17 protein-coding genes are annotated in these 20,043 nt (G+C 58.9%); 12 read left to right on the top strand and 5 right to left on the bottom strand.

The genetic code is table 11. The features are described 5' to 3' along the window. Positions 1-56: 56 nt before the first annotated feature. Positions 57-368, top strand: a complete 312-nt coding sequence (locus DJ564_RS08875; protein WP_109628529.1) for an Mpo1-like protein — start codon at positions 57-59, stop codon at positions 366-368. A gap of 98 nt (positions 369-466) precedes the next feature. After that, the gene (locus DJ564_RS08870) at positions 467-1,057 is read left to right on the top strand and encodes an HD domain-containing protein (RefSeq protein ID WP_109628528.1); all 591 of its coding nucleotides are present in this window, start codon (positions 467-469) and stop codon (positions 1,055-1,057) included. A gap of 150 nt (positions 1,058-1,207) precedes the next feature. Here DJ564_RS08870 and DJ564_RS08865 read toward each other — a convergent pair whose 3' ends face one another. Continuing rightward, positions 1,208-2,023: a UDP-2,3-diacylglucosamine diphosphatase gene (locus tag DJ564_RS08865; protein ID WP_109628527.1), complete on the bottom strand. Its 816-nt coding sequence runs from the start codon at positions 2,021-2,023 to the stop codon at positions 1,208-1,210. 129 nt (positions 2,024-2,152) lie between these two features. Here DJ564_RS08865 and DJ564_RS08860 point away from each other — a divergent pair, with 129 nt between their 5' ends. After that, complete coding sequence (locus DJ564_RS08860; RefSeq protein ID WP_109628526.1) at positions 2,153-2,917, top strand: AraC family transcriptional regulator; 765 nt, start codon at positions 2,153-2,155, stop codon at positions 2,915-2,917. Positions 2,918-2,989: 72 nt separating this feature from the next. Next, positions 2,990-3,883: a DMT family transporter gene (locus tag DJ564_RS08855; RefSeq protein ID WP_109628525.1), complete on the top strand. Its 894-nt coding sequence runs from the start codon at positions 2,990-2,992 to the stop codon at positions 3,881-3,883. Here the strand turns inward: DJ564_RS08855 and DJ564_RS08850 are convergent. The 4 genes from DJ564_RS08850 to recQ form a co-directional block, all read right to left on the bottom strand. Continuing rightward, on the bottom strand, positions 3,877-4,164 hold the full coding sequence (locus DJ564_RS08850) for a SelT/SelW/SelH family protein (RefSeq protein ID WP_109628524.1): 288 nt from the start codon (positions 4,162-4,164) through the stop codon (positions 3,877-3,879). The genes DJ564_RS08855 and DJ564_RS08850 overlap by 7 nt on opposite strands. Before the next feature lie 45 nt (positions 4,165-4,209). Beyond that, on the bottom strand, positions 4,210-5,970 hold the full coding sequence (locus DJ564_RS08845; protein WP_109635973.1) for a FimV/HubP family polar landmark protein: 1,761 nt from the start codon (positions 5,968-5,970) through the stop codon (positions 4,210-4,212). 128 nt (positions 5,971-6,098) lie between these two features. Next, complete coding sequence (locus tag DJ564_RS08840; protein WP_010461972.1) at positions 6,099-6,533, bottom strand: MarR family transcriptional regulator; 435 nt, start codon at positions 6,531-6,533, stop codon at positions 6,099-6,101. A 119-nt stretch (positions 6,534-6,652) separates the two neighbouring features. Then, positions 6,653-8,779: a DNA helicase RecQ gene (recQ, locus tag DJ564_RS08835; protein ID WP_007895006.1), complete on the bottom strand. Its 2,127-nt coding sequence runs from the start codon at positions 8,777-8,779 to the stop codon at positions 6,653-6,655. Positions 8,780-9,179: 400 nt separating this feature from the next. On the opposite strand from recQ, the gene DJ564_RS08825 reads away from it, so the two are divergent. The 8 genes from DJ564_RS08825 to DJ564_RS08790 all read left to right on the top strand — a co-directional run bounded on the left by DJ564_RS08825 (position 9,180) and on the right by DJ564_RS08790 (position 19,941). Further along, positions 9,180-9,767 (top strand): YecA family protein, encoded by a 588-nt coding sequence (locus tag DJ564_RS08825; RefSeq protein ID WP_010461974.1) that lies wholly within the window; start codon positions 9,180-9,182, stop codon positions 9,765-9,767. 10 nt (positions 9,768-9,777) lie between these two features. After that, positions 9,778-10,173 carry a YbaN family protein gene (locus tag DJ564_RS08820; protein WP_109628523.1) on the top strand — a complete coding sequence of 132 codons (396 nt, stop codon included), beginning with the start codon at positions 9,778-9,780 and terminating at the stop codon, positions 10,171-10,173. A gap of 253 nt (positions 10,174-10,426) precedes the next feature. After that, complete coding sequence (gene lapG, locus DJ564_RS08815; RefSeq protein ID WP_109628522.1) at positions 10,427-11,134, top strand: cysteine protease LapG; 708 nt, start codon at positions 10,427-10,429, stop codon at positions 11,132-11,134. Between the two features lie 22 nt (positions 11,135-11,156). Next, positions 11,157-13,097, top strand: coding sequence for a cyclic di-GMP receptor LapD (lapD, locus tag DJ564_RS08810; RefSeq protein ID WP_109628521.1), 1,941 nt, complete (start codon positions 11,157-11,159; stop codon positions 13,095-13,097). A 139-nt stretch (positions 13,098-13,236) separates the two neighbouring features. Beyond that, positions 13,237-16,260 carry a hypothetical protein gene (locus DJ564_RS08805; RefSeq protein ID WP_109628520.1) on the top strand — a complete coding sequence of 1,008 codons (3,024 nt, stop codon included), beginning with the start codon at positions 13,237-13,239 and terminating at the stop codon, positions 16,258-16,260. Positions 16,261-16,630: 370 nt separating this feature from the next. Further along, entirely contained in the window at positions 16,631-18,502 is a 1,872-nt protein-coding gene (locus DJ564_RS08800) for a hypothetical protein (RefSeq protein WP_109628519.1), read from the top strand. Between the two features lie 418 nt (positions 18,503-18,920). Further along, entirely contained in the window at positions 18,921-19,280 is a 360-nt protein-coding gene (locus DJ564_RS08795) for a DUF6124 family protein (protein ID WP_109628518.1), read from the top strand. A gap of 439 nt (positions 19,281-19,719) precedes the next feature. Then, positions 19,720-19,941 (top strand): EAL domain-containing protein, encoded by a 222-nt coding sequence (locus DJ564_RS08790; protein ID WP_256597485.1) that lies wholly within the window; start codon positions 19,720-19,722, stop codon positions 19,939-19,941. Positions 19,942-20,043 lie beyond the last annotated feature (102 nt).

Below are 20,043 nucleotides of genomic sequence, written 5' to 3'. Positions count from 1 at the left end.
ATAAGCTACCCGCAGAACAACTTGCAATCAGAACAACAACCACAGAGATCGCAGTCGTGGAAAACATCAGACGTTTCAACAGCTTCGCTGAGTTCTACCCGTATTACCTCAGCGAACACAGCAACAGCACCTGTCGACGCCTGCATTTTGTCGGTACCAGCCTGGTCATCCTCATCCTGGCACTGACCATCGGCAAAGGCGCCTGGTTGATGCTGCTGGCCTTGCCGCTGGCGGGTTACAGCTTCGCCTGGATCGGGCATTTCTTCTTCGAGAAAAACCGCCCCGCCACGTTCCAGCATCCTCTTTATAGCCTGCTCGGCGACTTTGTCATGTACCGCGACATGCTTCTGGGTCGCGTGCCGTTCTAGGCTCCATTGGCCACCAAAGCGTCCTGCGTAGCCAGTGCGGCATTGGATCCAAGTCCTACACTCAAGACATCCCTTCCGATAGAACAAGAGGATAGCTGATGAACGCCAATGCACGATTCACCCACATGAAGGATGGCACGCAGGAAGACTGGGCGATCATCGCCGCCGACTTCAGTGCCTATGCCAAGCAATTGCCGTCACGAATTGTGGCGCACCTGAAATTACTGGAGGGTGATTTTGGCGGCTTCCCGGTGGATCGTCTGACCCATTCCTTGCAGACCGCCAGCCGTGCCTGGCGCGATGGCCGAGATGAAGAATATGTGGTCTGCGCGCTGCTTCACGACATCGGCGACACACTGGGTTCCTACAATCATCCGGACATTGCTGCGGCGATCCTCAAGCCGTTCGTCAGCGCCGAGAATCTGTGGATGGTTGAGAAGCACGGGATATTCCAGGGGTATTACTTCTTTCATCACCTGGGGATGGATCGGCATTTGCGCGAGCAATTCAGCGGGCATCCGCAGTATCAGGCGACCATCGAGTTTTGCGCCCAATACGATGCGGCGGCATTTGATCCAGCGTACGAGACGTTACCGCTGAGCTTCTTTGAGCCGATGATGGAGCGCTTGTTTGCGCATCCGAAGCACTCGATCTACAAGGCGGCGATGGAAGAGCATTCGCCAGCCTGATAGATCCAGAGTGTCTGGGCGGGCCACTTCGCGGGCAAGCCCGCTCCCACAGGGTTCTCTGGCGTTTCACAAATCTTGTGTTCACCTCGGTCACTGTGGGAGCGGGCTTGCCCGCGAAGTGGCCGGCTCAGACACCACATTGCTAACAGACTATGCCGGCTCTGCGACTTTAATGGCTTTCAATTCGGCCTCCCGCGCCTGCGCATCCGCCAACCGGTATAACTCAATCGACCCGTCCCAATGCTCGATCAACGCCGTGCACGATTCCACCCAATCCCCGCAATTGAGGTAGTCCACCCCGCCGACCTTGCGAATCTCGGCATGGTGAATGTGCCCGCACACCACCCCATGCAACTCGCGTTTCACGCACTCGTGGGCGATGGCTTCTTCGAAATCACTGATGAAACTGACCGCGGTTTTGACCTTGTGCTTGAGGTAGGCCGACAGCGACCAGTAGCCGTAGCCATAACGGGCGCGCCAGTGATTCAGCCAGCGGTTGAGGGTCAGGGTGAACTCGTAGGCCGAGTCGCCGAGAAAGGCCAGCCAGCGGTGATACCGGGTGATCACATCGAATTGGTCGCCATGAATCACCAGCAGATGGCGACCATCGGCGGTCACGTGCACCGCTTCGTCCACCAGGTGGATGTTGCCCAGGATCAGCTTCGAATAGCGGCGCAGGAATTCGTCGTGGTTGCCGGTGACGTAGATCACCTCCGTGCCGCGTTTGCTCATGGTCAGCAGGCGGCGGATCACGTTGGTGTGCGCTTGAGGCCAGTACATGCCGCCGCGCAGTTTCCAGCCGTCGATGATGTCGCCGACCAGGTAGATCTTGTCCGCGTGGTAGCCCTTGAGAAACTGCGACAGGTGTTCGGCCTGGCAGTCCCGGGTGCCCAGATGCACATCGGAAATCCACAAGGTCCGCACACGTTGCTTACGGCTGGGTTTGGCGAGCTCGGCGCTGGTCATGGGCAACACTCTGGGCAAGTTTTGGCAAGCTTGCGCCGGTCCGGTTAATTGCCCATGACAACCGCGAGTCAATCCTGTGACAGCGCTCGGCCGGTGTAGACTGGCCGCATCTTCACCGGGAGACCTGCGATGAGACCGATCCTCACGCTTCGCCAATACACCAAAGACCTGATCGTCCACAGCCACGACCACGCGCAACTGGTGTTCGGGCTGTCGGGTGCGCTGGACTTCGAGGTCGACGGGCATGGTAGCCAGGTGGTTCAGCAGAGTTTCGTGGTGGTGCCGTCGGGTTTCCATCATGCCTGCGGCAGCAGCAATGGCAGCCGTTGTCTGGTGCTGGATATACCGAGCGATCAATGGGTTTCGCAGTCCCTCGGCGATCACGCCGATGCCAGCCGTCGTTTGCTCGACAACGCCGGCCGGCTGCCGCTGGATGCCGGACAAAGCCAACTGGTGAGTTGGCTGGCGGGCAGCCAGGTCAGTGACCCGTTGATTGCCCAGCAAGGCGCGGTGTTGTTGTTGGCCAGCCTCAATAACGCCAAGCCTGAAGTCGTGGGCGGCCGGCGCCTGCCGTATGCGGCGTTGAATGCGCATATCGATCAGTACGCGGCGTATCCGCTGCAAGTCGCCGATCTGGCGCGCGTCGCCGGTCTCTCCAGCGCCCGCTTGCATGCGCGGTTTGTCGCTGAATGCGGGCAGACGCCAATGGATTACATCCGCAGTCGGCGGCTGCATATTGCGGTGGGACTGCTGCGGGATTCACCATTGCCCATCGGCGAGATCGCCAGTCGGGTCGGTTACAGTTCTCAAAGTGCATTTGCGGCGGCGGTGTTGCGCGAGTTTGGCCAGACCCCGGGCGAATTGCGGCGCGAGGCTGGCGACAAAGGACGATAGTCTGGCGACAGACACAGCGTGTGTGGCGCGGTTCAATGTTCCTCTCTGTTTGTCTTGTTGTTAAGGATCGCAATGACTCCCCGTACCGCCCTTGGCGCCCTGCATATCGGCGCACTGATGTTCGGCCTGACCGGTGTGTTCGGCAAACTCGCTGCCGCCTCCCCCGCCGTCATCGTGTTTGGCCGGGCGGCATTTGCCGTGCTCGCCCTGGCGGTGTTCGCGCGGTTCGCCAGCAACACGCGCTGGTACAAACTCGAGGCGCAGGACTTGCGCCGTCTGCTGCTCAGCGGTTTGCTGCTGGCCGGGCACTGGGTGAGTTTCTTCATTGCGGTGAAAGTCGCCGGCGTGGCGATCGCGACCCTGGGTTTCGCCAGCTTCCCGGCGTTTACCGTCATCCTCGAAGGGCTGATATTCCGGGAGCGGATCCGCGCCAATGAAATCCTGTTGGTGGTGCTGGTGAGCATTGGTCTGGTGCTGGTCACGCCTGACTTCGATCTGGCGAGCGGTGCCACCACGGGCCTTCTGTGGGCGGTCGGTTCAGGCTTGCTGTTCGCCCTGCTGTCGCTGACCAACCGCGCCAGCTCCGGCAGAATCCCGCCGGTGCAGGCGGCGCTGTGTCAGAACGTGGTGGTCGCGCTGTGCCTGCTGCCGGTGGCGGCGCCGCAGTTGAGCGAAGTCCGCGCCATCGACTGGCTGTGGATCGGTTTGCTCGGAGTGTTCTGCACCGGCGTCGCTCACAGCTTGTTCGTCGCCAGCCTGGCGGTGATCAAGGCGCGCACCGCCGCCGTGGTGTTTGCCCTGGAGCCGGTTTACGGGATCACCATGGCCTGGCTGTTATTCGATGAAAACCCGACGTTGCGCATGCTGATCGGCGGCGCCTTGATCATCGTCGCGATTGTCGTCTCCAGCAGATTGTCTGGCGGTTCAAGCAAAAAGACTGTAGCCGCCGAGGCCGCATCTCACTGAGTGCGGTCGTTGTGGCCGAGGTCGCGGTCAGGGTCGATCTGATCGCGAACCCGCTGTTTGAGTACCTTGGCGTCGGGGAATCCGCCGTCAGCCTTGCGCTCCCAGAGCTGCACATCGTCACAAAAAATATGGAACACCCCACCGGTGCCGGGCACCAGCGACACTTTGCCCAGGTCGTCGCCGAAGGTGCTGAGCAGCTCCTGGGCCAGCCAGGCCGCACGCAACAGCCATTGGCATTGCGTGCAATAGGTGATGATGATTTCCGGTTTATGCGTGGTCATGATGGGCAAGACTCCTGAGCCAGAGGGCGCCGCTATAGTAGAGGCTCAGCGGATTCCGGCCAACAGGCTCCGGGCGGTCTGCTTGAGCGGCTCATCACCTTCCTTGAGCAACTCGTTGAGCAGTTCGATGGCGCTGTCCATATCCCCGTCATCGATGCAGGTCTGGGCTTGTTCCAGTTTGTCGGCGCTGGTCGGATCGGCTGGTTGCGGATTTAACGGCTCAAGTTCCAGTGATGGACCATCGCTGAATGCTTCGAGAAAGTTGTCGTCCAGTGCCTGTGAGTCCGGTTCGGCGACCCACTCAAGCTCTGGCTCATCCAGCGTCGGCTCTTCAGGCATCTCGAACACATCGGGCAACACGTGCAGGTTCGAAGCGAATGCAGGTTCTGTTGCGGGTAACGGTTCATTCGAAGGTTTGGCGGTGGATGCGTTGTCGAAAGGGCTGATCAGATCCCAGCTGGAATCCATGGACAGGTCATCCAGGTTCAACTGGAACTCGTCGGCAGCTGCGGCTGGTACGGCAGCGATGACTGTCGCGCTGGCCACCGGTGGCACATTGCCGAGCTTCGGGGAGCGGGCGCGGATGGCCTGAAGCTTGTCTTCGTCGAACCCGCCGTCACGCAGGTTTTTTTCCTGTGCGTCGTAAGCCGGTACGTCGCCTTGTTTGCCGAGGACTTCCAGCAGTTGCACGCCCAGCTCTTCGCGCTGTGGTTCCTTGACCAATGCTTCTCGCAACAAACCAACCGCTTCGGAAAAACGGCCATAGGCCAGGTAGATACCGACGCCTTCCAGTACATCGCCGGTTGACGTTTCTTCACGCTGGTCGGGAGCGAGTTTGATTATAGGCTGTTGCACCGACGGTTGCGCCGGACGTTCTAGTACCGGCTCATGTGGCGCTGGTGAAACGGGCGATGAATCGGGCAACGCCTGAAGCTGCTGGCGCCGACGTCGAACAAACAGCCCAAACAACACCAACGCAATCAGCGCCAGCAAGCCGATGATCAGCGGCCAGTGGCTAGCCTCGGGTTCTTCAACGACGACGGGGGCAGACGCCACCGCTGCCGGCGTCACTGGCGGCGTCTGGTTGACCTCCGCCAGCCGGGTTTGCAGTTCGGTGACCTGTTTTTTCTGGCCTGCGATCTGCTCGTCCTGAGCCTGAAGCTTTGCATTGAGCTCATCGACGGTTTTTTGCAGCTGCTGGTTTTGCAGCACGCTGGCGGCCAGTTGTTCGGCAACCGGATCGGGCACAGGTGCGGCAGGTTGAACGGCGGCAGGTGCTGGCGCCGACTTCTTCGCCGCGGGTGCCGCCGCAGTGGCCGGTTTGACGCTCGGGAATGGAGAGTTTTGTGGGCTGGCGACGGGTTCGTCGTCGGCCGGCACGATCCCCGGTGAACCCGGCGGATCGATCAGCACCGTGTACTCGCGCAGCAAACGGCCGTTGGGCTGATTGAGCTGCACCATGAAATTCAGGAAAGGCTCATTGACCGGTTTGTTAGAGGTCACCCGAATCAGGCTGCGGTTGCCCCGCAGGATCGGCGTGAACTTCAGGTCGTTGAGGAAGAACACCCGATCGACGCCGGCACGAGTGAATTCCTCTGCTGTCGCCAGGCTAACCGAGAGCTCGCCCTCCTCCAACCCACCCACATCCACCAGGGCGATGTCAGCACGCAACGGCTGATTCAACGCGGAATGAAGAGTGATGTCGCCCAATCCCAGCGCAGGGGCCAATGCCGAGTATGTGACAGCACCACCGACCAGAAGCAGCCTGGCGCAACACCGCAAAACAACGTGCCAACTCTCGAGCATGAGCATCCCTTAGATAACCAGAACCAACCTGTACGCGTTCGCACATCCGGTACGAACACGATATTGCCTAGTAGTTCTTTATAGTCTGCCCAACGGGGTATCTCAAAAAGCTGACACGCGGTTATGCCTCAAGATTTTTCCAGGTTGGCCAGAATGTGCCCGTGGACCCGCATGCACACCTTCAAGTCCGCCTCGTCGACGCCGTCGAACAGTTCACGGCGCAGTTGCGTGGCAATGGTTTCAATTTGTTCGATCAGAGGACGGGCCGGGGCACAGAGGACGATTTTTTTCGCCCGGCGGTCTTCCAGTACCGATTGACGCTGGACCAGGCCCTGGGTTTCCAGGCTGTCGAGCAAGCGCGCCAGGGTCGGGCCTTCGACGCCGACGCTTTGCGCCAGTTCACGCTGGGTCGGTGCTTCTTCGAAGCGCGCCAAGTGCAGCAGCACCAGCCAGCGCGCCTGAGACAGACCCAGACCCGCCAGGCGACGATCCAGTTCGGCACGCCAGCCGCGGGACATCTGGGCCAGTTGCATGCCAAAGCGGTGTTGATCGGTTAACGGCATAAAACACTCATGATTAGACTGAAATAGAGAAAAACTAATTATTAGTCAGCTAAGCATGACCGTTGGCTTGAGGCAAGGTCTGGTCTGTAGTGAATCGTTACATCACTGTAACAGGTCATTTAAACCTCAAATTCGGACTGCAGTGCCGCCCGAACGCAGTACAAGACGCCTTCCGGCACTCGCCCGGCGAACAGTGCGGCAATCTCCGACACTGGCGGCAACTCGCCCTCGCCATCGAGGAAGGCATCCTGAACTTCGCCCATCAACTCTTCGGGCAGGTCCAGCGCTTGCTCCAGCGACAACTGCTGCTTGCCGATGGCCTCGGCGAGCATGGTGTAGACATTCTTTTCCGAGCATTGCAGCTGACCGGCGATCTGCAGCGGCGTCATGCCGGCGCGAGCGAGGGTGATCAACTCGTGGCGCACGTCGGCGACGACTTTCGGTGCCTCGACCTGACCGCCCAGCACTTCGAGGAAGGCCTCGCCGTAACGTTCGAGCTTGCGCGCGCCGACGCCGCTGACCGTGGCCATTTCCGCCAGCGAGGTTGGCTGGCTGCGGAGCATTTCCAACAGTGTCGAGTCGGGGAATATGACATACGGCGGCACGCCGTGTTCCTCGGCGAGCTTGCGACGCAAGGCGCGCAAGGCTTCCCACTGTTCGCGTTCTTCGCCGCGAACCAGTTGGCTCGCCTGGCTCTTGCTGCTTTTGGCGGTGGTCTGCGGCTTGAGGTCGCGGCGCAGTTCCAGGGTCACTTCGCCCTTGAGCAGCGGTCGGCACGTGTCGCTCAGGCGCAGGCCGCCGTAGCCTTCGAGGTCAATGTCGGCCAGACCACGGGCCACCAGCTGGCGGAACAGCGAGCGCCATTCACTCTCGCCCATGGCCTTGCCGACGCCGTACACCGACAGGTGTTGATGGCCGAAGCTGCGGACCTTTTCGTTGTCCTTGCCCAGCAGCACGTCCACCAGATGCCCGACGCCGTAGCGCTGGCCGGTGCGGTAGATTGCCGAGAGCGCCTGACGGGCCGGCTCGGTGGCGTCCCAGGTCTGCACGCCATCGACACAGTTGTCGCAATGGCCGCACGGCTCGGGCATGTCTTCGTCGAAGTAGGCCAGCAACGTTTGCCGACGGCAGCGGGTTTCTTCGCAGAGCGAGAGCATGGCGTCGAGCTTGTGCTGCTCCAGACGCTTGTGGCGCTCATCGCCCTCGGAGTTTTGCAGCATCTGCTTGAGCATCACCACGTCTTGCAGGCCGTAAGCCATCCAGGCATCCGCCGGCAGCCCATCACGACCGCCGCGACCGGTTTCCTGGTAGTACGCCTCAAGGGATTTCGGCAAATCGAGGTGAGCGACAAAGCGCACGTTGGGCTTGTCGATGCCCATGCCGAACGCCACGGTGGCGACCATGATCAGGCCTTCTTCGTTGAGGAAGCGCTTCTGGTGATGGGCCCGGGTGTCATTGGGCAGACCGGCGTGGTACGGCAGCGCCGGGAAGCCTTGTTCGCTGAGGAATACCGCGACTTCGTCGACTTTCTTGCGCGACAGGCAATAGACGATGCCGGCATCACTGCGGCGCTCGGCAAGGAACGCCAGCAACTGCTTGCGCGGCTGCTCCTTGGGCACGATGCGATAGAAAATGTTCGGGCGGTCGAAGCTCGACAGGAAGCGCTCGGCATCCTGCAGATGCAGACGATCGACGATTTCTTCGCGGGTACGCTTGTCGGCCGTGGCCGTCAGGGCAATGCGCGGGACGTTGGGGAACAGTTCCGCCAACTGGCCCAGTTGCAGGTATTCGCGACGGAAGTCATGGCCCCACTGGGACACGCAGTGCGCTTCGTCGATGGCGAACAGGGCGATTTCAAGACTTTGCAGGAAGGCCAACATGCGGGGCTGGACCAGACGCTCGGGCGCCAGATACAGCATTTTCACTTCACCGCGCTTGATTCGCGCAGCAAGATCACGCTGCTGTTCGGCGCTCAGCGTGGAGTTCAATGCGGCGGCAGCGACGCCGAGCTCTTCGAGGGTCGCGACCTGATCGTCCATCAGTGCGATCAGCGGCGACACCACCACGGCCAGGCCTTCGCGCAGCAGCGCCGGCACCTGGAAACAGAGGGATTTGCCGCCACCGGTAGGCATCAGCACCAGGGCGTCGCCGCCACTGGCCACGCGCTCAATGATTGCACCCTGGCGGCCACGGAAACTGTCGTAGCCGAAGATGTCCTTGAGGACGCGTTGAGCCTGTTCGAGCATAAAAACTCCAAATATCACAAAAACATCCCTGCAAGGCTGGTTCAGAACCACGCAGGCTGCACTGACAAATCGTAAGTGCGCATTGCATGACGCTTCACATCACAGCCGCGACGCCAGCAGGGCATCACAAAACGCGCGAGTATACCCGACGCCTGCCCGGCAAAGGGTGCCGCTGAGAAGACACGCAAGGACAAACACCGCGCAACCTGTGGGAGCGGGCTTGCTCGCGAAGGCGGAGTATCAGTCGACATTAATGCTGCCTGACACGACGCCTTCGCGAGCAAGCCCGCTACCACAGCGATTGTGGTGTTCCGGGGTGCAAATATCCCGCGCGGCTGGCCTGAGCGCTCAAGAAGGCCTAGAATTCCCGCATCTGTTAATTCCCCAAGGTAGCCCTTTAATGTCCTTCGCTGAGCAACTAACCCGTTTGCAAGTCTTCCTCGACGCCGACGAACTGCATGACGAGGCGCTGGACTACGTGGCCGCCCACGGCTACCTCACTGCGCTTTCGATCTGTTCCGAAGAGGTTCCGGATCGTGAATGGATCGACGCCCTCTTCGCCGAAGAGCCGCATTACGCCGACGACACCGAGCGTGAAGCGATCGAATCCACCCTGCTGGCCCTCAAGGCTCACATCGCCCGCCAACTGGCTTCCGATGAAGAGTTCGAGCTGCCATGCGACCTGGACCTGGGCGAAGAGCCGGACGATTCCGACCTGCGCGGCTGGTGCATCGGTTTCATGGAAGGCGTGTTCCTGCGCGAAGCGGCCTGGTTCGAAACCGCCGAAGACGAAGTCAGCGAAATGCTGCTGCCGATCATGGTCGGTTCGGGTCTGTTCGACGAACAGCCTGAGTTCGAAGACATCGCCAAAGACGCCAACCTGATGGACGACATGATCGTGCAGATCCCGGAAGCCCTGACCGCGCTGTACCTGCTGTGCCAGGCGCCAGACGAAAAACCGGCGATCCTCAAGCCACGTCACCACTAAGGTTTTGCCTATGGACAACCCCATAGGCAACCGCTCCCTGATGTTGCGCTACGTGCTGCTGGCCATCGGCTGGCTGAGCGTAGCGCTGGGGGTGATCGGTATTTTCCTGCCGGTATTGCCCACCACGCCTTTCCTGCTGTTGGCGGCTGCGTGCTTCGCCCGCAGTTCGCCACGGTTTTATCAGTGGCTGGTGGGGCATCCACGGCTCGGCCCGTGGATTCGCGACTACCTCGACGGCAACGGCATCCCGCTCAAGGGCAAGGTCTACGCCATCGGCCTGATGTGGGTGAGCATCCTCTTCTCCTGCTACCTGGTGCCCCTGCCGTGGGCGCGCGGGTTCATGCTGACCAGCGCGGTGCTGGTGACGATCTACATCCTCAAACAGAAAACCCTGAAAAAGCCCTGACTGAAGCCCTGAGCTGTAAGGGCTCTTGTGGCGAGGGGACTTGTCCCCGTTGGGTCGCGAAGCGACCCCAAACCCTGCAACCCATTTCCTTCTGACACACCGCATTGCCTGGTTTGACGACTGCTGCGCAGCCGAACGGGGACAAGTCCCCTCGCACAAAAGCAATCTGCCACCCCCTCACCACCCGACAATTTGTCCTGCCTCGCTGAAAACTCCGCCTAGACTTCAGTCATCTGCACCCGAGCAGCCAGACATGTCCCGTCGCCGGCGTAGTCCAGGATGGCAAACGCTCCGACTTCGGCTCGGCGGATGGCTGCTGCTGACGAGTTTTTTACTGACGGGGCTGGGCAGTGTCTGGGCCAACTGGGACTTTACCCAGATCCTGCAAATCGCCGAAAAGCGCTACGGCCCGCTCGGCTCCGCCCAAGGAAGAATCGAGGCTTGGAGTCAAATGCTCAAAAGCGAACTCAACCAACCCGAGCGCGAGCAACTGGACGCGGTCAATCGCTTCTTCAATCAACAGCTGAGTTTCCAGGACGACACGCGCATCTGGCGTCAGACCGATTACTGGGCGACGCCGGAAGAATCCTTGATCAAGGGCGCCGCCGATTGCGAAGACTACGCCCTGGCGAAATATTTCAGCCTGCGCCAACTCGGGATTCCCAGCGAGAAACTGCGCATCACCTACGTCAAGGCACTGTCCCAAAACCAGGCGCACATGGTGCTGACCTTCTACAGCAGCCCCACGGCCGAGCCGCTGGTGCTCGACAACCTGATCGGCGAGATCCGCCCCGCCTCCCAACGCAAAGACCTGCTGCCGGTGTACGCCTTCAACGCCGAAGGCCTGTACCTGCCAGGAGCCAATGGCGGCAAACGCAGCAGCGACTCGAAGAAATTGTCCCGCTGGCAGGACGTGTTGAAGAAGATGCAAGCCGAAGGTTTCGCCGTGGGCGAAGGCTAGTCGCCGTCGCAAGGAGCGTTTTATGTCACTGCGCAAACAGTTGTTTCTCGCCATTTGCCTGTTCTTGCTGGTGGCCTTCAGCGGCAGTTTTTTTGTCAGCCTGGAAAGCTCTCGTGAACAGATGCTCGGCCAGTTGCACTCTCACGCTCAGGACGCCGCCACCGCGCTGGGCTTGTCGCTGACAGCGCAGATCGACGACCCGGCAATGACCGAATTGATGGTCAGCTCGATTTTCGACAGCGGCTATTTCCGCAGCATCCGTGTCGTCACTATCGTTGACGGAAAGGTGTTGGTGGAGCGTATCGCACCGGCAAAGATCGAAGGCGTGCCCGGCTGGTTTGTGGGTCTGGTCAACCTGCGCCCGGAAGGCGGCGATGCGCTGATCACGCGCGGCTGGGAACAGGTGGCGAGGGTCGAAGTGCTGAGCAATCCGCAGTTCGCCCTGGCCAAACTCTGGGACAGCACCCTTGGCAGCCTGATCTGGCTGTTGATCTGCGGACTGCTCAGCGCCGTGTTCGGTGGTTGGTTGCTGCGTCGGCAATTGCGCCCGCTCGACAAGATGGTCAAACAGGCGCAAGCCATCAGCAAACGCGAGTTCGTAAGCCTGCCGAAACTGCCGCGCACACCCGAGTTGAAACGCGTGGTGCTGGCCATGAATCAGATGGTCGAAAAGCTCAAGGCGCTGTTCGCCGAAGAGGCCACGCGCAGCGAAAAACTGCGCGCCGAGTCCTATCAGGACGGCCTCACGGGCCTGGCCAATCGACGCTTGCTGGACGAACAACTGGCCGATCATTTGCTGGTTGGCGAACAAAGCAGCGACGGCCATTTACTGATGCTGCGGATCAACGATCTGATCGGCCTCAATCAACGGCTGGGCGGATTGCGCACCGATGGGCTGATCAGCGCCGTCGGCGAATTGCTCAAGCGCCTGACTCAACTGCCGGAACGCCGCACCTGGCTGGCGGCGCGCAACCGTGGCGGCGAATTCAGCCTGCTGACACCAGGCCTGGACAGCACCGGTGCCGCCCGCCTCGCCTCGGAAATCAGCGCCACCCTGGAAAACCTGCGCCTGACGGGCGCCAGCGATTGCATGCCCGTGGCGCACTTGGGCGTGGTTGCCTATCAGCCCGGCGAACCGGCCAGCGACGTCCTGCTGCGCCTCGATCAAGCACTCGCCCAGGCGCAGCAACATCCCGAACGGCCATGGGTGCATCTGGCCCGTTCCGATACCACAACGAACCACACCCAACACGACTGGCGCACCTGGATCGACGACGCCCTCACCGAGGGCAAAATGCAGCTGTATTTCCAACCTGTCGTGCAATGCGCCGACACCAGCCGGGTGCTGCACCACAAAGTCCTCGCGCGCCTGATCGACCCGCAGGGCGAGGCGATTGCTGCCGGGCACTTCCTGCCGTGGATCGAGCGTCTCGGCTGGTCGGCACGGTTCGATCTGGCGATGCTCGAAGCTACCCTCGACTACCTCATCGTCAATCGTTGGCCGCTTGCATTGAGCCTGTCCGGCAGCAGCTTGCGCGACCCGGCGCAACTGCGGCAAATCATCGACATGCTCGAATCACTGCCCGAGCTGGCCCATCTGCTGATCCTGGAAATCGACGAACGCCAACTACCGCCCCCCGACGAATTACAACGCCTGAGCCACAGCCTGCTCGACACCGGATACCGCATCGGCTTGCAGCACTTTGGCGGCAGCTTCAGCCAGATCGGCAACCTGACGCAGCTGGGGTTGGCGTACTTGAAAATCGATGGGGCGTACATCCGCCACATTGATGAGCAGAGTGACAAGCGGCTGTTTATTGATGCGATTTACAGGGCGACCAACAGCATTGATTTGCTGTTGATAGCGGAGATGGTCGAGACCAAAGGGGAATTGGAGGTGATTCGGGAGTTGGGGTTGTTTGGGGTGATGGGAAGGCTGATTGGACCGCCGGAGCCTATGTAAAGGGGGCTACCGTTCGTCTTAAACCGGGGCTCACCTGTCAGATCTAACAGTAGGCAAACACTCACGCCGATTATCTAATCCATCCGTATCGGTGCCGCCCATTCGGGAAGCCGGGCGCCTCTATGGAAGGTACGCATTCATGAACAGCCCCATGACAAACGCTGACTCCACGTCCAACGGACAACTCGTGTTCCCGCCCGAACCCGGCATCGGCGTGCTGGCGGTCGCACCGCCCTACCCGCCTGGTTACAAACCACAGAGCGACGGTGCTTTGGGGGTAAACATCAACATGGTGCACGGTGATCGTGACGGATTGCTGGTCTACATCCTGGCCTACCTGAACATGGCCGTCGGCGATTACATCAGGGTGTACATCGAAACAAAAAACGCTTCCGTCGCTGAATTTTCCGTCACCGATGCCCACTTCGATACCGAAGGCAACGCGAAAAACATTCCTTTCAATATTTCCGCCAAAGACATGGAAGCCAGGTTTCCGCCTCTCCAGGCCAACAACCTGCCCCTCTGGCACGAGGTTACGCGCGTGAGCGGAAACGGCACCGAGGGATCGCCACCCGTTGAGCTGCTTTACATGTACCCGGAGCCGGGTGAGCTGGACACAGACGGCGGAAAACCCTTCAACCAGGGCCTCAAGCTGCCCGTCGCTTCGGAATCCGTCATTGATAAGACCGTGATCGATGAAGGCATGTTCGTAACCGTGCTGGCGTATAACAACCAACAAATAAGTGATGTGGTTGTACTTGCTTTTGGATCGTTGCTTCTTGAGTCCACCGTCACTGTGTTAGGTGACGTGGTTTTTGAACTGACACCTGAAATGCTCGCCAGTTTGCCGCCTGGCAACACGGTGATTGTGCGCTGGGAAGTATTCGATGTTGTGGAAAATTCGAGCGGTTGGTCGGACTCGCTGATCCTCGTATTCAAGCCAGGGATGGTGCTGCTGACCGCACCGATTTTTGAACAGGCCGATCTCGACGATGTGGTGCATCACGATTGGCTCGTGGGCGGTCCCTTGCAGATACTGGTCACCGGTGTCTTTGCAAAAGATGATCTGCTTGAGCTGACATTTGAAGGGATCACTAAAGGTGGCGACCTGGCCACCCACACCTTCAGTGTGACGCTGACTGCCGCGACCAGATCCGTGGACTTTAAGGTTCCCAACGAATGGGTTCGCAACCTGATCCGAGGCTCGGCGCAGGCGTTCTATCAAGTGGTCAGAGCAGGAAAGACTCAGTTGTCGAAACACGCCGGTGTCACCATCACCGGGACGTCCCCGCCATTGGGCTTGCCCATGGTCGAACCGCTGGAGAATAACGATACCGTGCCAGTGGATACGGCCTTGGCGAAGGTGGAGTTCGCCAAATACTGGCCCATGAAAGCAGGCGCGAAGGCAGAACTACGTTGGCAAACCATTGACTCGGACGGTATTGCGATCCTGTTTATTTTCCGACTGATCGTCACCGACCCGACGCTGCCGCTCATCTTCCAGCTGCCGGCCAAATACATCGCCCCTTACGCCGGCGCCCCACTGACACTGCAATGCACAATCACCAACCCGGGTGAAGTCGAGGTGACTTCCGATCTGCTGGGTTTAAAGATTGGGGATGAGAAAGACATCGTCCTTGCGCCGCCGTTTCTGGTAGGAGCTCCCCAGCCGATTCACCCCTTGGACGGGGAGCGGACGATACGGGCCGAATTCCTCGCAGCGATCAAGGAAGACCGGGCGAGACTGATACACAACAAGGCGCCAACCGACTCGCCACTGTTCTCGCTTATTCCTTTGAACGAAAACAATCGCGCCAACTGGGTGCTCGACTCTCAGTTTCTTGTCGCCAACCAGGGAACGACAATTCGACTGCGCTGGAACTTGAGGCGCAATGGGAAAAAAGCTGCTTCATCCCCGGCTGTGGAAATTGTGATCGCCCCGATCGCCCCCGAAGACAGTCGGCTTCCTACGCCCCGGATCAGCGGAGTATCCGGGATTGTGGAAGTAAAAAAACTGACGGCTGCCAATGAACTGGTAGTGGATGGGTGGCTGGGGCAACGTTCAGGACAACCTCAATACCTGATGTTTGAAGGAACCAACACCCAAGGTGAAGTGGTTCGTCATGAACTCCTTAAAGGCGAAATGACGGGTACCGAGAGGGGCCTGAGACTGGCATTGCCACTAGCCTGGCTCAGCAATCTGAAAGATGAAACGACCTTACACATCTTCTTCCGGGTGAATGTGAACCGAGAGCCTGACAAGGAAACGGCCGTAGCATTTCCCGGGCAAGCGTATATCGTCGATTCGCTGATTGAACTACAGCCGCATATCGATGCACTGAAAGACCCGCAGGGTCGTGATATTCCACAAGGCGAAACTACGATTGCCAGCACTATCACCGTACACGGGCATGCAAGCATCCAGGAGCAAGTCGAGATTCTGGTGAATGGCGTGGTGGAGGTGACGGTAACGACAGACGCTAACGGCGATTTTTCGGAGCCCGTGAAGGTTGCCAAGTATGACGCGCTGAACACAATCCGGTTACGAGCGAAGTACGGCGATAACCTGACATCGCCCGTACGATCTTTCACTCTGCGCCGGCCATTGCAAGTCAGCCAAGACACTATGAATCTGCACGGACTCAGGATTGAAATAGGGTGGCCGAGAACGGGGCTTGATTTTGTAGGCAATACCCAAAATCGCCCCGCCTCTTACGGTGTCGCCCCTATTCATTACTCATCCAGCAATCCGGCCGTGGTTTCGGTCGATGGGAATGGCAAGGTTACTGGTCTTCGTAACGGCAGCGCGTACATCCACGTTCAGGATCGATTCAGCACCCTTACATACTACGTGGATGTGAAGAACGTCTTTGTTGCGGCATCAGCTGGAGTGCCAATGACCTTGGCAAATGCGGTGACCTGGATGACCTCCGTTCCAGGCTCCATGCCTCTATCCGATCACTGGGCGGGCATGGAGCGTGTCTATGGATCACACCGCACCTGGGTGCTGGGCGGATCGATAAACTGGATGCTCGACTCCAGAGGGTGTCCTGCGGGTTACTCAAAAATCTATGACCATGGCCATGGCAATGGCCCAGGCATAGTTTGCGGCTATGCAGCCCCACATGTGCAATGGAACCCGTGGTGCGCCAGACCTTATTGAGAGAAAAACGAGGAAAAGGGAAATTTGTTTATCTGCCCTTGCCTAAGTGTTCTGTAGGGTCTCTTCGCGAGCCTGCTCGCGAAAACGATCTCACCAGCAACAAAAAAAACCGCCATTCCTTCAACAGGGATGACAGGTTTTGTCGTTTCAGCTCACGCATGCCGTTGATCATGGTCTCCGTATCGTGGCCCCCACAACCACCCGCCCGTAACGGTTGATCAGCCAGCCGATGCCGATGTGATTGATATGACCGTTCGTCTGGAAGACACGCCAACCTGTCAGATCTGACAGTAGCCAGTCTTCCCAGCCTGGTGTGTGATCAACCTCGTCCCGAGAGAACTCAGGGCTTGTCACCTCCCAGGAGAAAATGATGGATATCCAGTCCGCCGCGTTGATTGAACTGTTTGTGCTCTACCCCTTGAGCATCCTGGGCTGGGTCACCCCGGTAAAACCGGACGGCATCGCCCACGGCGGTATTCCCAAAGCCATTTACGACGGCCAGCCCTCAGGCCTTGAATGCCTGGTCGATCCCTGGACCGAGCTGCAGCTGCTCTCCTGGATCATGGCGGTCGATGATCGCGTGGATTTGTATTGCAACGGCAATCTCGTCCCGGGAGCAGGCAAAACCGTCAAACCGGGGGAGGAAACGCTGCGCCAGCGCCTGTACTTGCCACACGGCAATTTGATGCAAGGCGTCAACCGTCTGCATTACGAGGTTACCCGTGTCGGGGGTAACTCCGAACCCTCTCGGGATCTGCTGGTGCTCTACCACCTGCGGCTCGCGGACACCCTGGATCTGGTTATCCCACCCGATGTGTCCAAGGACGGCGTCAGCGCCGCACGGGCGGCGCAAGGGGTGGAGTTCAGGTTCACCTATGCCAACCGGCGCCCCTACGATCGCATCGAATTTTGGTTGGGCGACACCCAGGTCAGGTTCGACGTCCCCGACGGCACGGGGCCAATAACCCTCACACTGTTCACCGAGACATTCCAGAAAGCGGGCGACAATCCGAGTGCAGTGGCTGAGTTTTTTCTCATCGACCAGTTGAACAACCGGGTCAAATCCCCGGAGAAGCGGCTGGACATTCATCTCGACCGACTTGACCTGCCAGCCCCTACCGTCAAGGGTATGACCGGCAACAACTTCAGCCCGACCCAGCCGGAAGTCCGGGTGCTGGTGCCGCAGGGCTTGCTGCTGCCCACCGACAAGCTGAGCGTGATCTGGCAAGGCGCGGCCGGCACACCGGCGGCGGGCTCCTACACCAGCCCACAGCGACTGGTCAGTGCCAGTCTGGAGATTGCCGTGCCGCGCTCGGTGCTGGCCTACAGCCTGGGCAAACAGGTGACTGTCATCTACGTCGTCGAACGCAACGACAAGACCACTACTTCATTGCCTTTGCTGCTGAGCATCCTGACGCTGCCGGTGTCGGCGCTGATTACGCCGAAGATCGTCGAGGCCGACGCCAACAACTTTCTGGACGTAATGGCACTGGGCAGCAAAAACGCGACCATTCACGCTCTGCTCCACACGCTGATCGAAGCCGGCCAGCCGTGCTGGCTAAGTCTGGAAGGCAAGAAGGCGGACGGCACGGCGCACAATCTGCCGCTGTGGAACGGCCTCCCGGAGCAGGTCAATGAGACTTGGATCAGTCAGGGATTCTGGCCCGTCGCGCTGGTCAGCAGCTACCTCACGCAACTCGGACACGGCACCACGCTGACCATCAAGTTCAAGGTATCGCTGGAAAAGAGCAACGACCCGGCCACGGCCACGGTGTTTCTGGATCGCCTGTACACAATCAGAGCACTGCCTGCGTTTGCGGGAACCGAAAACTTTGAAGGCGCGCCCTTAATCTACTTGGCACCTGGCGCCAGCATTTCACTTGCCAGCAAAATTACCCTTAAATCATTGTACGGCACTGTTTATTTAACATCCTCTCACATCCCTGCATACACACACTTACATGGCAGCGTAGCCCTGGGCATGTTAGGAAGTGTTAGTTTTACTTTACCCGGAGTAGTTTCATTTGTGAGCTTCATGATTGACTCACATCAAAAGCATGAAGATAACGCGGTAATTTACCGATCAGAAACAGGTGAAATCGTGGGTTATCAAGCACTGCCTTACACCGCACTCTACCAATTTGCATTCATTACCTTCGAGGCCCCAGCCGGCAAAAAAATAAAGTCATTTGAAGTCAGTACTACAAACGACATATTCCTCGGCGTCATATCTGTGAGGTAACCATCATCACGGCGGGACCCATCGGTCGACGCAAACAAACCAGTCACTGGATGAGCAATTAAACGACGGTGTTTAATTTACATCTCCAGACACTCACGCAGGCTACACATCCTTGCGTCGTTGCCTACGACTGCGCCAGAATCCGCCGGCTTGTGCGCCTAAGGGTCGGGCTCTATTGTTTCCCGGTCGCTGACGAATCAGCGATCGGGTTTAGCGACCCGAACCTTTGTAGGCGCAACAGCGCTCCAAACTCTCTTGCAGATTGTTCATGTCTGCGATTGATGTCATGGCGGCTGTGCGCGGGAGATCTTCGGGTCTGCCGGGCGCCTACACCCGGTTCGCTAACCTGCGTGCAGCCACCACCCTTACTTGTTTAGCGACAGGTCTTGGTGGTTCCATTTCTTGTAGGAGTTTCACCATGTTCAAAATTACCCCCAACCCACCCGAAACCGACGACGTTTCCCCCTACGAATCCACCAATTCCAAAAAACTCAACGAAGCCGCCGACCGCGCCCTCGACTACTACCTCAAACCGGTCATCCCCGCAGACACTCCGCGTAAACCGAGCACCATCTACTCCATCGCTCCCGAGACCAATGACGAAACCTTGCCGGTCAATGCCTGTGAAACCCTGGCGTCGGCGAGTGTGATGCTGAGTAATTTTGCAGGGTTGATGGAGGGGTCGCATCGCAACACAGTGCTGGGGATTCAGCAGGTGGTGATGCTGGGGGAGTTGGCAGTTAATCGGATGCTGGATAATTTCGTTCCGCAGGGTTAGCGAAGAACCAGCGGCGAAAACTTTCCTGTACCTAGGGGCTTTCCTGTGGCGAGGAGGCTTGCCCCCGTTGGGTTGCGAAGCAGCCCCAAAACCATTCACTGCGGCTTCTGCAATTAGACCGCATGTGCTTCGCCGCCGAACGGCGGCAAGCCCCTCGCCACAGTGGTGTTTCAGGCTGCGAGTTTTGTGGGGGGCATCGAGCCTCTTCGCGGGCAAGCCCGCTCCCACAGTGATCAGGGTTTTTCGCCAGTTTTGTGTTCACTGGAGATCAAAATGTGTGAGCCTGCTCGCGATGACGATTCCATAGACAACAAAAAACCCGCCATTCCTTACACAGAAATGGCGGGTTTTTTCGTTTCAGATCTCAGCCTTCAGATCACACGGTATCCACCTTCAACGAATGGTCATTCAACATGCCGTTGATGATGGTCGCGGTGTCATGCCCGCCCGCGACCAAACCGCCCGCTCCCGGCGTAACGCCGTAGTGAGGAAAGGGGACGTATTCATTACCACCATAGATGCGATCTACAGGGCAACCAACAGCATTGATTTGCCATTGATTGCGGAAATGGTCGAGACCAAAGGGGAACTGGAGGTGATTCGGGAGCTGGGATTATTTGGGGTGATGGGGCGGTTGATCGGGCCACCGAAGCCGATGTGAGGGGTATGACCGCTCGTCTCAAACCTGCCAGCACCTGTCAGATCTGACAGTAGGCAAACATCCACGACGACGATCTAATCCCTCCATATCGGTGCCGCCCAA

The sequence above is a fragment of the Pseudomonas sp. 31-12 genome, assembly GCF_003151075.1.
Lineage (GTDB): Bacteria > Pseudomonadota > Gammaproteobacteria > Pseudomonadales > Pseudomonadaceae > Aquipseudomonas.
Note: the sequence above shows the minus strand (reverse complement) of the source record. Positions and strands in the feature narration are given on the sequence as shown.

Excerpts from the sequence above, each read along its gene's own strand:
- DJ564_RS08805 (WP_109628520.1), top strand. The coding sequence starts at position 13,237 with ATGAACAGCCCCATGACAAACGCTGACTCCACGTCCAACGGACAACTC.
- DJ564_RS08855 (WP_109628525.1), top strand. The coding sequence starts at position 2,990 with ATGACTCCCCGTACCGCCCTTGGCGCCCTGCATATCGGCGCACTGATG.
- lapG (WP_109628522.1), top strand. The coding sequence starts at position 10,427 with ATGTCCCGTCGCCGGCGTAGTCCAGGATGGCAAACGCTCCGACTTCGG.
- DJ564_RS08840 (WP_010461972.1), bottom strand. The coding sequence starts at position 6,533 with ATGCCGTTAACCGATCAACACCGCTTTGGCATGCAACTGGCCCAGATG.
- DJ564_RS08870 (WP_109628528.1), top strand. The coding sequence starts at position 467 with ATGAACGCCAATGCACGATTCACCCACATGAAGGATGGCACGCAGGAA.
- DJ564_RS08825 (WP_010461974.1), top strand. The coding sequence starts at position 9,180 with ATGTCCTTCGCTGAGCAACTAACCCGTTTGCAAGTCTTCCTCGACGCC.
- DJ564_RS08795 (WP_109628518.1), top strand. The coding sequence starts at position 18,921 with ATGTTCAAAATTACCCCCAACCCACCCGAAACCGACGACGTTTCCCCC.
- lapD (WP_109628521.1), top strand. The coding sequence starts at position 11,157 with ATGTCACTGCGCAAACAGTTGTTTCTCGCCATTTGCCTGTTCTTGCTG.
- DJ564_RS08790 (WP_256597485.1), top strand. The coding sequence starts at position 19,720 with ATGCCCGCCCGCGACCAAACCGCCCGCTCCCGGCGTAACGCCGTAGTG.
- DJ564_RS08865 (WP_109628527.1), bottom strand. The coding sequence starts at position 2,023 with ATGACCAGCGCCGAGCTCGCCAAACCCAGCCGTAAGCAACGTGTGCGG.
- recQ (WP_007895006.1), bottom strand. The coding sequence starts at position 8,779 with ATGCTCGAACAGGCTCAACGCGTCCTCAAGGACATCTTCGGCTACGAC.
- DJ564_RS08800 (WP_109628519.1), top strand. The coding sequence starts at position 16,631 with ATGGATATCCAGTCCGCCGCGTTGATTGAACTGTTTGTGCTCTACCCC.
- DJ564_RS08820 (WP_109628523.1), top strand. The coding sequence starts at position 9,778 with ATGGACAACCCCATAGGCAACCGCTCCCTGATGTTGCGCTACGTGCTG.
- DJ564_RS08850 (WP_109628524.1), bottom strand. The coding sequence starts at position 4,164 with ATGACCACGCATAAACCGGAAATCATCATCACCTATTGCACGCAATGC.
- DJ564_RS08860 (WP_109628526.1), top strand. The coding sequence starts at position 2,153 with ATGAGACCGATCCTCACGCTTCGCCAATACACCAAAGACCTGATCGTC.
- DJ564_RS08845 (WP_109635973.1), bottom strand. The coding sequence starts at position 5,970 with ATGCTCGAGAGTTGGCACGTTGTTTTGCGGTGTTGCGCCAGGCTGCTT.